Origin of the sequence: Roseovarius mucosus DSM 17069, assembly GCF_000768555.3 — a bacterium.
Lineage (GTDB): Bacteria > Pseudomonadota > Alphaproteobacteria > Rhodobacterales > Rhodobacteraceae > Roseovarius > Roseovarius mucosus.
In genome coordinates this window covers 57,816-72,531 of sequence record NZ_KN293990.1, presented here as the reverse complement: position 1 = coordinate 72,531, position 14,716 = coordinate 57,816, and the positions used below count along the sequence as shown (strand labels likewise).

The window sequence follows — 14,716 nt, the reverse complement described above, 5'->3', positions numbered from 1 at the left end:
CGCACGAAAGGATTTTTCAGTAATGCACTATGGGAGTAAACGCCCTGACGAACTGCCTTTTAACCCTTTCAAGGCAATCATCGCACCCAGACCGATTGGGTGGATCGGCACCCTGAATGCGAAGGGTGTACCCAACCTCGCGCCTTATTCGTTTTTTAACGGCGTGGGTTCCGGGCCGGACATGGTGATGTTCGCCAGCGAAGGAAAAAAACACTCGTATACCAATGCGCGTGACTCCGGGGAATTCAGCTTTTCTCTCGTAACTGCTGAATTATCCCATGCGATGAACATTTCGTCTGGAAATGTGTCGGAAGAGATTAATGAGTTCGAATTGGCAGGCCTTGAGGAGGGTCGGCCTGTCGAGATTCAGGCGCCTTTCGTTGCCGCCAGTCCCGCCGCATTGGAATGCGTGACGGTTGATGCGTTTCAACTCAAGGATCGGCACGGCGTGCTGATCGACAAATTCATCATAGTCGGCGAAGTCGTGCAAACGCATATCAAGGATGAGTTCCTAAGAGATGGCTTCTTCGCAACGACCGCAGCCCAACCCATTGCCCGAATGGGGTATCGAGATTACACAAGTGTAACGAATGCATGGAGCTTAGCCCGCCCCGACGATCCGGTGCAAAGCGGCTTTTCCGACCCTAATGCACTTTGAAAGTTAAGGGGAGTAGGCAAGATGAGGGGTTGGTTGTTATGACGTAGCGATTGTTCAAAAGGACGACCGACATAAGTGTACAAATTATGTACGAAACGGTGAGCCGTCCTTTTCCAGGCGCTTTGCGATCCGCCGACGCGCATGCGTCCAGCAATGAACCATCGTCCCTGGGCCCTTGGGGAAGCCGAGGGCATTAACGGCACTGCGGTCGCGCGCTTAGTAGGGCATCACCACGGGAGGGCAGTGCCGCCATGACCCCGTTCATCGGCGACAATGGCCCAGAAGTAGTCGGTTTTCGTCGCCCGGGATCAAACACGGGCGCGCGGGCTTCATCCATGAACACATGGTATGCACCCTTTACCCGCTCCCTATCGTGATCTGCAGTGGGGCGCAGGTGAAATCAGGCGCGCCCTACCCAGTTGCCTAGGGTGGCCCGGTCCAATATAATTCCGTGACGAGCGCAAATCTCGACCTGGCGGCAAAACAGGAGGTGGTCGCCGAACTTGGCCACCATAATCTGGGCGATTATCCGCTCCACGCGGGGCAGATGCTTCAGGAGAACCGGCGCTGTCGGCAGCGGCCCGAACGATGAGGCTCCAGAGCTACCTGACCCGTCACGTGTCTGCTCTCATCGACTGTGGGCACAGGCGGCGGCAAGACAAAGCCGTCTCAACACCATAGTCCGAAGGCTTGGTCAACGGAATCGCCAAAGTTCTAATGGGATAGAAGCAGCGAATGCGGTATTCATCAGGGGCTGTCCACATGGTCGCTACTGTAAGAGCGGCAGCTTTGGACGGAAGACTTGTAGTCAGGCAACTCAACGCCGCTTGACCCTCTGATGATTTCCACTTCCACGCAACACCCGGCTTTACGGACACCAGAGGAGGCCACAGCCTGCCTGATCAGATCAAGTCCTCGATACGAACTGGCAGGTGGCGTGCGCGTATCCCGGTCGCATGATAGACGGCGTTGGTGATCGCCGGGGCTACGCCTGCAAGGACGACCTCACCAAGGCCCTTTATACCAGACCGGTTCACCATCGGATCGGGTTCATCGATGAAGCCGACGTCTATCGACCCTATATCCGCATTGACCGGCACCAGATACTCGGCGATGTCGGCGTTGAGGACCCCACCATAGCGCTCATCCACCTCTCCGGCCTCGCGCAAGGCGCCGCCGACACCCCAGACGACGCCACCGATTGCCTGGCTGCGCGCCGTGCGTGGGCTCAAAACACGCCCGCAATCAAACATGCTGACCACTCTTGGTATGCGGATGCGGCGCGTGGTCGATTCTATCCGGACTTCAACGAAATGCGCCGCATAGCTGTAGGTGACGAAGTCGGGATACATCGGACCTGTCGGTGCGACATGGCCGGTGTCAATTTCGCCCAAGGCTTCTTTGTTTTGGCCAGGTGCGAATGTTGCGGCATTAACCGAAAGCTCGCTGCGGCCAGCGAGTGTAAGAATTTCTGCTGGTGATGACCCCTCGGGGGCATTCGTGCCGAGTGCGTCGAGCGCGTTGCGCAGCGCCTCGCAGGCTGCCTCGGCAGCGGGAATTGATGAGGCAGAGCCCCAGGAGCCGGCCGTCAGCATCTGCGGCACGCCGCTGCGAGTATCGCCAAGGATCGCCGTCACGCTCTCCGGCGCCACGTTGAGGTGTCGCGCAACGACGTTGGCGATCGCGGTCCGGATGCCTTGTCCCATTTCGTGGACGCCGAGGCTGATCTCGATCACGCCTTCACGGGTTGCACGAATAGTGGCGCGATTGGGACCACCTGCTCCGGCATAAAGGCCGATGGCAACCCCCATGCCGATGAGGTCGCCGTTTTCGGCGAGCATCGACTGCGGCGCCGGTGTTCGCCTCTCCCAGCCAAACATCTCAGCACCGCGACTGAGACACTTGGATACGTGCCGCGAAGAGTGCGGCAGACCGGATACGATATCAGTTTCTGTATCGTTCAAGAGCCGGATTTGCACGGGATCCATCTCGAGCTCGTACGCAAGTTCATCAACCGCGCTCTCTATGGCAAATGCCGTAGCATGTTCGAAGGGCGCTCGCATATAGCCCGGCGTGGGCGTATCGGTGCGTACCAGCCGGGCAAAGCTGCGGAACGCGCCATAGCCGTAATGACGGGCGGCAGTGTCGGCATGCTCAGACTGAAAGAAGTCATGCATGGATGTTTGCGCATCGACGTCATAAATCGCCGCTGTGAAACGGCCAGTGCTGTCGGCTGACAGGCGCACGCGCTGACGCGTGGCCGGCCGGAAGCTCGAATCGTGGAAGACCTGCCTTCGCGGCACGACTACCTTGACTGGCCTTCCAAGTTCACGTGCCGCGAAGGCTGTGAGAACCTGCTGCGACTGCATGGTATTCTTTTGACCAAAGCCACCACCGATGTAGGGCGAGATAACTGTGATATTGTCCGCAGAAACTCCCAGTTGTTCGGCGAGGCCGAACTTGCAGGCACCGGCACTTTGTGTACCTTCATAGACGGTAAGGTGGTCGCCGTCCCACGCTGCCACGGTTCCGATGAGCTCCATAGGATTTTGGTGCTGTTGAGACATGGTGTAAGTCCCATCAACCTTGACCGGCGCAGCCGAATAGGCCGCCTCGGCGTCGCCGACAACAATGTCTTCAATTGGCCAAGCTGTGGCGGCCTCAGTCTGCGGAACGGCTTCCGCACCCTTGCTGTTTAGTGCAGACGCGAAGGGCACTTCCTCATATGTGATGAGGATACGTGAGGCCGCGTCTATTGCGGCTTCAAGTGTGTCAGCCACGACAAGCGCAACCGGCTGCCCGCGATATGCCACCTGCGGCGTCAGAACCGGCGAATAGCTCTGAAAGGCAAAGCCGTGCTGCATAATGAAGCGCGCCGGCTTCAGGGTTCCGGTCTGCTCGTGGGTCACGATCAGCCTGACGCCGTCGACGGCCTTGGCCGCCGACAGATCCATGGCCGCTATGCGACCCTTTCCGATCGTGGCGGTTGTAAAGGCTCCATGCGTGAGGCCGGCTGGATTATTGTCAGTTCCGTAGGTCGCCGTACCGCGCACTTTATCATAGGCATCGACACGCGGGATTTCAGTATAGGATCGAGTTTGCATGTCAGAATCTCCCGCTTGCAATGAGCAGTGCGTCTCGAACGACATTGGCGCCGAGTTCTACCTTGAAGGCGTCGTGTTGTCTGGTGGCCGCGTCGGTAAAGGCGAGTTCGCCGGCCGCGCGGGCGGTCTCAGGTGTCAATGGCTTGCCAAGGAGCGATCGCTCGGCTTCGCGGGCACGCCAGGGCACTGTGGCCACTCCCCCAAGCGCAAGCCGCGCATCGGCCACAACGCCCGCCTCAAAGCGTACCGCCGCTGCCGCGGAGACCACGGCAAAGGCGTAGGACTCGCGATCTCGGATCTTGTGATAGGTCGAGGCACGTCCGACAATGTCGGCTGGAACTCGTATCCGAACAATGATCTCCTCTGGCAGGAGGATCGTATCGTGGCGCGGATTATCGCCGGGCTGCCGGTGCAACGCGGAGAGGGGGATGGTCCTCTCTCCATCAGGGCCAGCGATATCGATTTGTGCATCAAAGGCCACGAGCGCCACCGCGAAATCGCCAGGGTATGTGGCAATACAAGCGTCAGAGCCACCGAAGAGTGCGTGGCCCCGATTAAGACCTTCGATCGCCGCACACCCGGATCCGGGCGAACGCTTGTTGCACGCGAACGGAGCGCCGTGCCGGAAATAAGCGCAGCGGGTCCGCTGCAGGAGATTGCCGCCGAGACTCGCCATGTTGCGGAGTTGCTGCGATGCGGCCTTCCACAGCGCTTCTGAGAGCGCTGGAAACTCGTTGGTGAGACGGGCATCCGCTGACACGTCGCTCATGCGTGCGAGGGCGCCGAAAACCAGCTCGTCTCCGGAGGTATCGAAGGCGGCAAGTTCGCCGAGATTATTGATGTCGACGATTCGCTCGGGCTGCTCCACATCGAGCTTCATGAGGTCATACAAGGTCGTTCCTCCCGCGAGCACACGCGTGCTGGCACCGCCTGCGGCAAGCGTGGAGATGGCGGAAGCAAGGGAAGCCGGCCGGGCGTAGGAAATTGGCTGCATGGGTCAACCCTCCATTTTTGGGGCTGCATCCTGGATAGCAGCGACGATTCCGGGATAGGCGCCACAGCGGCACAAGTTACCGCTCATGTATTCACGGATTTGGGCCTCGCTGTTCGTGTGACCTTCGCGTACGCAGGCCACCGCGGCCATGATCTGCCCGGGCGTACAGTAGCCGCATTGCAACGCATCGTGATCAATGAAAGCTTGCTGCATCGGATGGATCGTATCATCATCCCCGAGCCCTTCGATGGTTATCACTTTGTGATCGGCAACCTGTGCCGCCATCGTCAAGCAAGAGGCTACCCGCCTACCGTCGATATGGACTGTGCAAGTGCCGCACTGGCCATGATCGCAGCCTTTCTTGGTGCCGGAGAGTCCGATCGTTTCGCGGAGAGCGTCGAGGAGCGATGTGCGCGGATCTAGCTCAAGATCCTGCATCACACCATTGACCTCAAAGGACACCGGAACCCTTGGAAGGAATTCCGTAGGCGCGGCAACCGAGATCTCTTGAGCCAAGGTTGGCATTCTAAAGCCGAATCCCGTCAACGCCCATGCGGCCGAACCACTTGCGAGAACGGCTCGACGGGTCAGTAGCCACCGCCGCGTTCGTTTGCTTCGCTTCCTGTTTTTGCTCATAATACTTCCTTTCATCGCGTCTTCATTGAAGTTCGGCCATCGTCTGATTGGCGGTTACCCACATTCACCGACTTACTGGGCCACTGGCGGCTGATGGGCTGGATCTCTCGGAGCATTCAGGATCTCGACAGCTTGATCGAAGTTTCCGTCGCGTTCCGCCCAGCGTAGGAAGCCGACGCGTTCCACCAGAATTTCCTTGGGTGTCGGCTTGCGGAGGAACAGATCCATTACTTCGTCGACAAAGGTGTCGAGGGGCATATATCCCTCACGGCTGGATTGACCGGGGGTGAGTTCGGTTTGCACTGCGGGTGGAGCGAGTTCGATGACCTCGACCTTGCCTTTGAGCGAGCGCAAGTTGAACAGTCTGGAGGTTGGTCTGGCTGTTCAAACAGCAACCAGACCCTGAGATGACACCGCCTATATCTGCGAAGAAACCTGGAAACCACCGGATGGCGTGATGGGACCGCTGTTACGGTTCTCTCAGATGGTGACCCTGCATTGCCACGACTGATGCGCGACGCCACCGGTGCGGAGATCAATCACATCCTGGACTGGTGGCATATTTCAATACGCATCCGACATGTGGAAACGACATTCCAAACCCTGTTTTCTTTGCTGGAAGCCGCCGACAGCCTCGCGGTCGAGATGCTGGTAGAAAACTTGCGTTGGCGCATATGGCATGGCCAAACGGCTCGGGCATTTGAAGCGATTGAAACGCTGTTCGAATTTGGCATGCGCGTGCGAAGCCAAACTGTTGGCAGAACGAACGACGCAGCGTTTTCGGCCGTTGCGCGCACAATGGAGCTGCAGACCTATCTAGAATACAATCGCGCGGCACTTGTCGATTATGGTCGACGGCGTCGAAATGGGAAAGCGGTATCGACATCGCGGGCTGAAGGTTTGGTTAACGAGATCGCCAACGATCGCATGGGCAAGAAGCGCCGAATGCGCTGGACCCCGCAGGGCGCACATCGCGTGGCAACGGTTCGGGCCGCAGTCCTGGATGGAAGGCTCGGCGAAAGGCGTCTCCGAGCAGCCTGATCCCCAGGTTCTTTCCACTCCCCAATGACAGCGGGGCTACCTACTTCCAGCGTCAAGTACATAACGAGAATCCGGAAGTTGGTGAGTAAGGTTACGCTAGCGACCTCGAGCGAACTTGGGGGTCCAGCTTTCAATCAATGAGGCTTCCTCTTCGTAGTCCTCGCCATCAGGGTCGTCGGCAAGTTCTTCGCTGGAAAGGACTGTGAGAGTAAAGCCGTAAGCGCCGAGACCGATAACCTCTTCATCCAACGCAAGCCGTCGCGCGCAAGAGAACCATTCAGCAAGGCTGGTTTGCCCACATATCGAGCGCGCGGACCGGATGTTTTGCGTATCAGCGTTGAAACGCAGGGTATGGGTTCTCGGCAGCGGAGTACCCTTTTTGAGGAACGTGAGCTTGTCGAGTTTCTTGAAACTTTCCGACAAGAAAGCGTATGCGGCCTTGTCACCGGAACTGACTACGACCGCCATCGGATAGTCGCAACATTCGGCGGCTCTGATAGCAGAGGCCGTAAGCGAGCATTCTGCCAGCTGGCTTAGCGCGACGATGCCATCCAGACCGACACGGTTTCCCCCAATCACCTCACCAACCAGCTTGGAGGGCATTAGCAACCCAGACGCAAAATGATCCGCCTCTAGCTCTATCGAGCTGGTCCCTTGTGAAAACCCTGCTCTTGAAATGTGGATCGGCGCAGTTTTCAAAATCTCCTCGGGATGCCCCTCGAGAAAATAGTGGCCAAGCTCGTGCGCTACGGTGAACCTTCGAAACCCTTCGCTCTTGATATTGGTGGCGTAGAAGATGCCAACGCTGTCATCATGGAAGATGATCCCGCCGCTCACGCCAACCTGGCCCGGATCCTTTGGCTCGACAAAGATGTCTTCGCGCTCCGCAATCACAAACGGATCAACGGGGAAGGTATCGTAGCCCTTCTCTCTTGCTTTGAGCTCGCCTTGGCGCCGCGCCATTTGAATTCGGAATTTGCTCACTTACCCGACTTTCTTTGGTTCATGAGGTCGATCATCATCTGGATATGTTCTCGGTCGTCATCCGATAAATTTTCTTCACCGCGAAAAGCCGTCGTTGCCCCGGCCATGTCGTTAGTCCTGCCGAGCAGGTAGTCTGATGTAACGCTTAATGCTTTGGCGAGGGTCCGAATGTTTGCAAAGGAAGGCTTGCGCCGTTCCTTCTCGAAGTGGCCGATTGCTGATGGCTGTAACCCTGTTTTCGCCGCAAGCTCTGTTTGGTTGATCCCTCGCGCCTCTCTAGCTAGCCGCAACCTGTCACCAAACCCGCCGTTGGAATCCGTAGAATTTGACATGACGCTCCCGCATATGTTACTATGACGATATCGTAGGATTCACGCCGCTTGCTCGCGGCTTCTTTTTTGACTTTCTATCCTACGAAAGCGTCAAAAACTGTAGGACGGATCGGGGAATCCGTCAAGCCTGAGGGGGCAGAAAAACATGAATATCAGGACGAACCTCGAAGATTTTGCCCGCAGCCTGGAGATCGATCCCGTTGAAGCTGCGCTGATGGACGTTGCGCGCGCCGTTCAGATCACCCGCTCCATGCACGATGAAGCCGACAGGCATTTTCGTGGACTCGCACAGCATGTCGACCGCCCTGGTAGCCCTCTCGAGGACTTAGTGCTTGAGGTCTATCCATCCGGCAGCTTTGCAATTCACGCGGCAACTCGGTCACGCCTTAAGACCGACCAGCACGACGTTGACGCCGTGCTCGAGATCGCGATCCCTCCTCGTACCGACCCCGCATGGGTGCTTGAGCAATTGTACAAGGCGATCAAAGGCGAAAATGGCAGCACGTATTACGACTATCTGATTGAGAAAAACAGCCGCTGTATCACGGTTACCTACCCAGACGGCGTCACGGTCGATCTGATGCCAGTCGTTCGCATCGACGGGACCCCCGAACGCGTGGCGACCTTGTTTCACTACAAGCCCGAGACGGACGAGCGGTACCAAAAGGAGGTCAACCCGAAGGGTTTTGCCAATCACTTCAATGCTCACGTCGAGATCAGCGAGACGTTTCAGAAGCGCTTCGACGCGCGTCGTTACCTCGTCGATGGCGAAACCTACACCGAACTGGCCACGCGGCTGTCAAATGAGACGTCTGGTCTGGCGCTGCAAAAGGCAGACACTCACCCGATGCCAGGCCACGTCCCGCTCGACCAGAAATCGCCTCGCGTGGTTGCCCTACAACTGATCAAAAGGTTCCGCGATAAACGGTATCGTAAGCACGACGATCACCGTGGCAAACGCAAACCCCCGGCCGCCATTATCGCAGCAATTGCAATCGATGGCGGCCCTGGAAACGACAGTTTGGTCGATGAAGTGATTGCGATTGCCAAGCGTATGCGCTGGCAGATCCGCAATGCCGAACAGAACCTGCGGTTGCTTGAAGTTCGCAATCCGGCACATTACCCGGACCTCTTTACCGATCGTTGGCCGACCCAAAGGAGCGATCAACAGCTTTGGGCGGCGGACTTGCTCACCCTCATCGAACGCCTCGAAAACCTAAAGCGGGTTGGCTTCGATCCGGCAGTAATCCAATCGACGTTTGACGATCTGTTCGGCGAAAAGGCCGGTGAGACCGCTCTGCAGGCCTATCATCGTGCACAGACTGTCCAGCTCGAACATGGTGCGCTCGGCATGACATCGAGCGGGCATTTGAAACCTGCGGCACCAGTTTCGTCCTTGGCTGCTCCGGCTCTTGGTGCTGGGATCGCATCCGCACCAGGTCTCGTGAGGCCTGCACGCGCGAATACGAACATGGGGGGCAATGTACCTGATGATAACTGTTGGTGATCAGATTGCGGACATGGCCGATGTCTATCCCGAATGGTCATGCGACCGGCTGAGCCAGCGAACATGTGTCTGGGAGGGGCATCTGCAGCCACACAGAACGACGTACCGGCTGCGGGTAGAGTATACGGAACCCCTATTGCTCGAAGGCAGATCAAACCTGTACCTGCAGCCACTGGTTGAGGTTCTTGAACCGACATTGCAAAGGCGTTTCGGTAACAAAGAAGGGTCCCTACCGCATGTTTACGTGTCTCATCCGCGAACAGAGCGTACGGGGCCATTCCTCTGCCTCTTCGACGACGAAGCGGATCAATGGTCGCCAGATGACCTGATCAGCAATACGACCATTCCCTGGGCGTCCAACTGGCTGAGCTGCTACGAAAGCTGGCTCGCTTCGGGAAAATGGTTTGGGACCGGCAAACACATCAGAAGTCAGTCAGGCGGGCGATCCAGGTTGGCGGTACTTATGGAGATATTTCATGGCACAACCTCAATCCCGCCGCTCGCAGGGCACCATCTTTCACCGTCGAGATCAACTCGAATGGCCCGCAGATGATCTTCGCATACTGTCCATTGATGGCGGCGGCATAAAAGGCATTCTGCCTGCGGCGGTGCTGGCGGAATGCGAGCGTCGTTTCTTGAAGGGCGGTTCGGCAGCTAGCTACTTCGACATGATCGCTGGCACTTCAACCGGAGGAATAATCGCACTCGGCATGGCAGCAGGAATGCGCGCCGAGGAGGTTCTGGAAATCTATATGCGCCACGGGTCGGAAATATTTCCCCGGCCTTGGTCTCCGCCAACTCGAATTGGTCGCGCGCTGCGATCTGCTTACCAGTTCGCCAGCGATCTTGCCGTCTATCGATACAACCGCGAACCCTTGGAGCGAGCGCTTCGAGACCGCTTTGGCAACAGGAAACTGGGCTCGGTCAATGTGCGTTTGAACATTCCCGCTTTCGATGGGTTCAACGAGGTCAACGTCCTCAAGACCCCGCACCACCCTGACTTCCGCCTCGACTGGCAGGAAGAACTGGTCACGGTGGCATTGGCGACATCCGCTGCACCGACGTTCTTCTCGACCTACCGAAACGGCACCCGGCACTTTGCCGATGGCGGTGTTTGGGCGAACAACCCCGTCATGGTGGCGCTGGTGGATGCCATGAGCTGTTTCAACGTCGACAGGCACAAAATCGAAATCCTGAGCCTTGGTTGTGGCGATCAAGACCTTCGTATGACTGATGGTCAAATCAAGCGCGGCGGCATGTTCCACTGGAGAACTATCATCGAAAGCGCGATGCACCTACAAAGTCAGAACGCCCTCGGTCAGGCAGGGCTGTTGATCGGGCGAGACCGCATGCTTCGTCTGACATCCGTTCCAACGCTCGAACCGATTGCGCTTGATGACTTCGCGCGGGCAAGTGCCGAACTGCCACAGCAGGCGAAGCGGCTTGTCGAGGAAAACGCCGAACGGCTTGAGGCATTCTTCGATGTGCCTCGGCTTGCTGGTGCGTTTTACCATGGACCGAGTAACGTAAAAGGTGCGACTTAGAGTTGGGCCACATTCGCCGATAGTATCGGATGACTCTACTATGAGTAGCCATCGGCCTTTTCCTCACAGGAAAGACTGATACTCATCCATGAATGTTGCAACCTGCAAAAGGCCCTGTGCTTCTGACTTGTGAATCAGCGACGCAGCATTGAGCGCCGGATTCCTGAAACGCTCGCGCATGCGGCGCAGGGCCAGAATGGCCTCCGAGGGATCCAACTCGATTGTGTCGGCGATGAAGTCGTCGGCGGAAATCGCCTGGATGGCGTGCGGGTCCAGGGCCTCGGACGGGAAATCGGCTAGATTGTCCGTCACTATAACGGACGCTGACGTTGCGATGGCGGCGGCGAGGACATGATTGTCGTCAGGGTCTGGGAGGGCAAGTTTCTCTTCGAAAATTTCATAGCCCGTCACCAAAGCTTCTGGGAAGGCGGCTTCTATGGCCGCCCTCTGACGCACACCGTCGGTCTCGCCCTTCGTGATCTGAAAGATGGCTTTCTGAGTCTCGTCCAGAATGCGACTGCTCCACCGGGGCCGGAACAGTCCGGCCTCGGCAAGGCTGAGCAGCATATTTCTACGAAGCGCGCCGCCTATGACGCATGCATCGAGGAGAGCCGTGAACCGATCTGCGTATCGGCTCATATAAGGCCGTCCTCGGCATCCATCACCGCAAGATCGCCCAACGCGTCTGATCTGGCAGCGTCACGCTTTTCTTTGTAAGCAAACAGATCATTCGCGCGGACGCGGCGATGCCGTCCTGTCTTCGTGAACGGAATTTCTTTCTCCTCAAGAAGCTTCACCAGGAATGGACGCGACACGTTGAGCAAGTCTGCTGCCTGCTGTGTCGTCAGCTCGGCCTCTACCGGGATCATCCGAAACCCGCGACCGCTCGATACGAGGCGCAGCACCTCGAGAAGAGATGCTGTGAGGGCCGGTGCAAGGGTTACGGTGTGGACTTCGCCGCTTTCAAGGGCAAGCGACAGCGTAGTGGGCTCGCCTTCCTTGATCTGGGAAGCGACAATTGTTCTGAGTTGTTCAGCGTTCTTGATCTCCACCTCATCGGGCAAGCGATCAAAAAACGCCTCTTTTCTGAGGGCGTTCATCTTGTCTCTCCAGTTCTCACGACTTGAGTTAGATATAGGATAGCTTCCATTCGAAACAATCGCAATACTCGAAATACTCGAAATACTCGAAATATTCGAAATTCACTAACGCCATGTGAACGAGCCGCACGACCGATTGCCGCTAGGCCACTAAGCCGAGCCGACCACCCCCGCATCCACCAGCTGCTCGCGATCGGGAAGATCGCGAAGGCTCTCCAACCCAAACGCGACAAGGAACTGCTCGGTGGTGACGAAGGTATAGGGCGCCCCGCGTCGAGGCGACCGCGGCCCGGTCCCGATCAACTCGCGCGCATGCAGCCGACCGATCAGGTCGCGGCTGATCTCCTTGCCGAAGATATCCTTGAGCCTGTCGCGGGTGATCGGCTGGTGGTAAGCGATGGCCGCGAGGACCGCGACATCGAACTCGCTCAGATCCAGCAGCTGATCCCCGACATCCGCCGCGGCGCGGATCGCCGGCGCATAGGCGCTCCGCGTCCGGAATATCCAGCCGCCGGCAACTTGCGCGATCTCGAAGGCCCGCCCCTCCAGATCGGCGGCAAGGTCCTCAACCAGCAGATCGACCGAGGCCCCCTGCCCCACGACCCGCGCCAGATCCTCACGTGGCACCGGCGCGGCACTGGCAAACAGAACCGCTTCGATCCGGCGCATCCATTCGCGCCAGCGCAGATCGGGCGGCAGGTCGGTCAACTCGCGATCAAGCTCCGGCTCAGGGCGATCCTTCGCCATCGCTACACCCCGTAGAGCCGGAAGGTGTCGCGGCCGGTCAGCTCACGCACCGCGCCGAGATCGACCAGCCGGTCACACAGCCGCCGCGCGGCGCGGTCCGGCAGGGGCAGAGCCGAGGGCGCCACCGCGTCGCGGGAAAGGAACATCTCGACCGCGTCGTCCGCCCCCTTCGCCCGAAGCTTTGGCGCGACCGCCGTCAAATGCGCCGCCCGGCGCGAAAGGTCAGCCGACAGGCGCACGGCCTCGACCGCCGAAGAGATGAGCGCGCGATGACAGGCCAAGCGTAGTTCTTCGCCTCGCTTGCGCAGGTCGGCGCGTTTCAGTCCCGCGGCCAGCAGCGGCACGAGATGATCCCAGCCAAGCGCCTGGGCGAGGGCCGCATCGGCAAGGATCAGCGCAGGCACCTCTTGGCGTGGCGCCTCGATCAACACGGTTTCCAGAACGGTCGCGGCGCGCGCCACCAAGGCGCCCTGCCCGGCATCGATCCACGCGGCGATCTGGGCCGGCACAACAGCCGGCAAGGCCCGGCCCAAAGCCTTCACCGTCACCGCTCGGCCTGCCGCGCGCCGCCACGACTGATAGACCTCTCCCGCCGGTCCCGGCAGGCCACCGCGGCGCATCAGATGCACCGCGTCTCGCAAGTCCCCTGCCCGCTCGGGGCGACCGGACAAGGCAACACAAGCCTCTGCCGCCCGCAGGCCCAGCCGATCCCGCAACAAGGCTTGGGGCACAGGGCCGCATCCCAACACAACATCCAGATGACACAGCGCCGCGCCAGACAAAAACGCAACATCTTCAAGGCTTTCAGCACGCGTGGCGGTGACCCAGCCCGGCAGTTGCGATAGGGTGCTCAGGTCGTCGGAGATCGTGGAGGACAGATATGTCATACCACAACCCTAATCTATCGCGGCGCTTTCGTCCACAGTATGATGTGCAAACCGCCCCACTCTGCGCCCCTGCGTTATGTCCAATAAGTTTGCATTATCGGACATCACAAACTATGATCAGCGATATGCAGGAAATCACCCGGAAATCGCGCTCAGCGTGTCGGAATGCCGGAATTAGTGAGATTCAAGCACTTCCCTGAAAAACATACCGGGGTTCATGAGATTCTGTAGCGACATTTGTGAGACTGGACATACCGGAGTTTATGAGACTGGCGTCCACGTGCGGCTTTCTCGGCGGTCTGGCGGACTCTCTCGTCGCGTTCAGCGCGCCAGAGCCTTGCTGAGATACGTCGCCTCACCGACAGAGGCCATGCCCTAAGCACATCCTTCACCCGCTCCTGACCGTCGGCGTCGCTGGCAAGCAAGACCTTTATCACCCGAGCGACAGGATCCTCCGCGATCCGGCCAATACCAACCGTCAATGCGAAGGCCTGCAACAGCGAGCCTTGGGCCAGAGCATGCAGACCGGGGCGGACCGGTTTGACCAACACGGGCGCAACGTGATCGTATTCCGGTACGATGACGGCTAGGGCCTGCCGAATGATCGGTGTGGTCAGAAATGCATGGTAGTCGCGCCGGGTCCCTAATGACATCCGAGGCTGCTCTGAAACATTCGGTGGCGACGCCCGGCGATGCCGTGTCGTCAGAAAGAGCAACATCTCGACCGGCCCGAAAGCCCCCTGCCCTTCTCCTCGGGCCCAAGAATCCAGAACAGCAGCCCCAGTTTTGGCATGTGACTGCAGCGCCGCGAGATGCGCAGACCCCAAGATGTCAGGTAGGATGGCACCGCCAACATCACGAAAATCTATGCTGTGAATTGGGCACTGAAACATCCAAGGAAAGCTCGGAGCCTTGCGGTGAACATCCGCCGGACAAGATGGGCAGTGATGCCGGGTCTTCCGCGCTATCATGATCCGCGCGTCCGGTGTGATTTCCTGAAATGTCATCGCCTGCAACGCCACCTCCGAAACCCCAGTCCGAGCTGCGATTAAGGCCCCCTCCCCTGCCGAAAGACGCCATTCCAAATCGAACACATCGCGCTGGAGAAGACCGAGCTCACCAAGAAACTCCGGTACCGTCATGGCATAGAACGCCGCCATTCTTGCGAACCACGACGAAAGC

At 58.5% G+C, this 14,716-nt stretch carries 16 protein-coding genes and 2 pseudogenes; 6 read left to right on the top strand and 12 right to left on the bottom strand.

The annotated features are described in order from the left end of the window. Positions 1–22: 22 nt before the first annotated feature. On the top strand, positions 23–658 hold the full coding sequence (locus ROSMUC_RS17645) for a flavin reductase family protein (RefSeq protein WP_037275767.1): 636 nt from the start codon (positions 23–25) through the stop codon (positions 656–658). Between the two features lie 400 nt (positions 659–1,058). On the opposite strand, the gene ROSMUC_RS21770 is transcribed toward ROSMUC_RS17645, so the two are convergent. After that, positions 1,059–1,196 carry an IS66 family transposase gene (locus ROSMUC_RS21770; protein WP_102106015.1) on the bottom strand — a complete coding sequence of 46 codons (138 nt, stop codon included), beginning with the start codon at positions 1,194–1,196 and terminating at the stop codon, positions 1,059–1,061. Between the two features lie 20 nt (positions 1,197–1,216). Here ROSMUC_RS21770 and ROSMUC_RS21490 point away from each other — a divergent pair. Continuing rightward, positions 1,217–1,489 (top strand): annotated as a pseudogene (locus ROSMUC_RS21490) (ISKra4 family transposase); the annotation flags it as partial. Positions 1,490–1,560: 71 nt separating this feature from the next. Here the strand turns inward: ROSMUC_RS21490 and ROSMUC_RS17635 are convergent. From ROSMUC_RS17635 to ROSMUC_RS17620, 4 genes are all read right to left on the bottom strand, one after another. Further along, positions 1,561–3,762: a xanthine dehydrogenase family protein molybdopterin-binding subunit gene (locus ROSMUC_RS17635; protein WP_037275765.1), complete on the bottom strand. Its 2,202-nt coding sequence runs from the start codon at positions 3,760–3,762 to the stop codon at positions 1,561–1,563. Position 3,763: 1 nt separating this feature from the next. Continuing rightward, a complete protein-coding gene (locus tag ROSMUC_RS17630; protein ID WP_037275764.1) occupies positions 3,764–4,756 on the bottom strand; it encodes an FAD binding domain-containing protein in 993 nt (330 codons plus the stop codon). A gap of 3 nt (positions 4,757–4,759) precedes the next feature. Further along, a complete protein-coding gene (locus ROSMUC_RS17625) occupies positions 4,760–5,272 on the bottom strand; it encodes a (2Fe-2S)-binding protein (RefSeq protein WP_245875231.1) in 513 nt (170 codons plus the stop codon). 192 nt (positions 5,273–5,464) lie between these two features. After that, complete coding sequence (locus ROSMUC_RS17620) at positions 5,465–5,746, bottom strand: hypothetical protein (RefSeq protein WP_037275763.1); 282 nt, start codon at positions 5,744–5,746, stop codon at positions 5,465–5,467. 69 nt (positions 5,747–5,815) lie between these two features. On the opposite strand from ROSMUC_RS17620, the pseudogene ROSMUC_RS17615 reads away from it, so the two are divergent. Continuing rightward, positions 5,816–6,433 (top strand): annotated as a pseudogene (locus ROSMUC_RS17615) (ISKra4 family transposase); the annotation flags it as partial. A gap of 96 nt (positions 6,434–6,529) precedes the next feature. Here the strand turns inward: ROSMUC_RS17615 and ROSMUC_RS17610 are convergent. Both ROSMUC_RS17610 and ROSMUC_RS17605 read right to left on the bottom strand, forming a co-directional pair. After that, a complete protein-coding gene (locus tag ROSMUC_RS17610; RefSeq protein WP_037275761.1) occupies positions 6,530–7,417 on the bottom strand; it encodes an ImmA/IrrE family metallo-endopeptidase in 888 nt (295 codons plus the stop codon). Next, complete coding sequence (locus ROSMUC_RS17605; RefSeq protein WP_037275758.1) at positions 7,414–7,749, bottom strand: helix-turn-helix domain-containing protein; 336 nt, start codon at positions 7,747–7,749, stop codon at positions 7,414–7,416. Before ROSMUC_RS17605 ends, ROSMUC_RS17610 begins: the two co-directional genes overlap by 4 nt. 145 nt (positions 7,750–7,894) lie before the next feature. Here ROSMUC_RS17605 and ROSMUC_RS17600 point away from each other — a divergent pair, with 145 nt between their 5' ends. Genes ROSMUC_RS17600 through ROSMUC_RS17595 form a run of 3 tightly spaced genes read left to right on the top strand, consistent with a single transcriptional unit; the run spans position 7,895 to position 10,800 of the window. Next, entirely contained in the window at positions 7,895–9,256 is a 1,362-nt protein-coding gene (locus ROSMUC_RS17600) for a nucleotidyltransferase domain-containing protein (RefSeq protein WP_037275756.1), read from the top strand. Further along, a complete protein-coding gene (locus ROSMUC_RS21790) occupies positions 9,231–9,809 on the top strand; it encodes a type II CBASS E2 protein (RefSeq protein WP_483867450.1) in 579 nt (192 codons plus the stop codon). The genes ROSMUC_RS17600 and ROSMUC_RS21790 overlap by 26 nt, the downstream gene beginning before the upstream one ends. Then, positions 9,733–10,800, top strand: coding sequence for a CBASS cGAMP-activated phospholipase (locus tag ROSMUC_RS17595; RefSeq protein WP_052115437.1), 1,068 nt, complete (start codon positions 9,733–9,735; stop codon positions 10,798–10,800). Before ROSMUC_RS21790 ends, ROSMUC_RS17595 begins: the two co-directional genes overlap by 77 nt. 63 nt (positions 10,801–10,863) lie before the next feature. Here ROSMUC_RS17595 and ROSMUC_RS17590 read toward each other — a convergent pair whose 3' ends face one another. From ROSMUC_RS17590 to ROSMUC_RS17570, 5 genes are all read right to left on the bottom strand, one after another. Continuing rightward, entirely contained in the window at positions 10,864–11,439 is a 576-nt protein-coding gene (locus tag ROSMUC_RS17590) for a PIN domain-containing protein (protein ID WP_037275754.1), read from the bottom strand. Continuing rightward, positions 11,436–11,900 (bottom strand): helix-turn-helix domain-containing protein, encoded by a 465-nt coding sequence (locus tag ROSMUC_RS17585; RefSeq protein ID WP_037275752.1) that lies wholly within the window; start codon positions 11,898–11,900, stop codon positions 11,436–11,438. The genes ROSMUC_RS17590 and ROSMUC_RS17585 overlap by 4 nt, the downstream gene beginning before the upstream one ends. 150 nt (positions 11,901–12,050) lie before the next feature. Continuing rightward, positions 12,051–12,647 (bottom strand): SMC-Scp complex subunit ScpB, encoded by a 597-nt coding sequence (scpB, locus tag ROSMUC_RS17580; protein WP_037275751.1) that lies wholly within the window; start codon positions 12,645–12,647, stop codon positions 12,051–12,053. Between the two features lie 2 nt (positions 12,648–12,649). After that, positions 12,650–13,534 carry a DUF1403 family protein gene (locus ROSMUC_RS17575; protein WP_037275749.1) on the bottom strand — a complete coding sequence of 295 codons (885 nt, stop codon included), beginning with the start codon at positions 13,532–13,534 and terminating at the stop codon, positions 12,650–12,652. Between the two features lie 215 nt (positions 13,535–13,749). Next, entirely contained in the window at positions 13,750–14,694 is a 945-nt protein-coding gene (locus tag ROSMUC_RS17570; RefSeq protein ID WP_037275747.1) for a TniQ family protein, read from the bottom strand. Between the last annotated feature and the right edge of the window lie 22 nt (positions 14,695–14,716).

Bases quoted from the DNA above. Each gene is read 5' to 3' on its own strand.
- ROSMUC_RS17635 (WP_037275765.1), bottom strand. From the start codon at position 3,762: ATGCAAACTCGATCCTATACTGAAATCCCGCGTGTCGATGCCTATGAT.
- ROSMUC_RS17600 (WP_037275756.1), top strand. From the start codon at position 7,895: ATGAATATCAGGACGAACCTCGAAGATTTTGCCCGCAGCCTGGAGATC.
- ROSMUC_RS17585 (WP_037275752.1), bottom strand. From the start codon at position 11,900: ATGAACGCCCTCAGAAAAGAGGCGTTTTTTGATCGCTTGCCCGATGAG.
- ROSMUC_RS17595 (WP_052115437.1), top strand. From the start codon at position 9,733: ATGGCACAACCTCAATCCCGCCGCTCGCAGGGCACCATCTTTCACCGT.
- scpB (WP_037275751.1), bottom strand. From the start codon at position 12,647: ATGGCGAAGGATCGCCCTGAGCCGGAGCTTGATCGCGAGTTGACCGAC.
- ROSMUC_RS21790 (WP_483867450.1), top strand. From the start codon at position 9,231: ATGTACCTGATGATAACTGTTGGTGATCAGATTGCGGACATGGCCGAT.
- ROSMUC_RS17645 (WP_037275767.1), top strand. From the start codon at position 23: ATGCACTATGGGAGTAAACGCCCTGACGAACTGCCTTTTAACCCTTTC.
- ROSMUC_RS17575 (WP_037275749.1), bottom strand. From the start codon at position 13,534: ATGACATATCTGTCCTCCACGATCTCCGACGACCTGAGCACCCTATCG.
- ROSMUC_RS17570 (WP_037275747.1), bottom strand. From the start codon at position 14,694: ATGGCGGCGTTCTATGCCATGACGGTACCGGAGTTTCTTGGTGAGCTC.
- ROSMUC_RS17590 (WP_037275754.1), bottom strand. From the start codon at position 11,439: ATGAGCCGATACGCAGATCGGTTCACGGCTCTCCTCGATGCATGCGTC.
- ROSMUC_RS17630 (WP_037275764.1), bottom strand. From the start codon at position 4,756: ATGCAGCCAATTTCCTACGCCCGGCCGGCTTCCCTTGCTTCCGCCATC.
- ROSMUC_RS17605 (WP_037275758.1), bottom strand. From the start codon at position 7,749: ATGTCAAATTCTACGGATTCCAACGGCGGGTTTGGTGACAGGTTGCGG.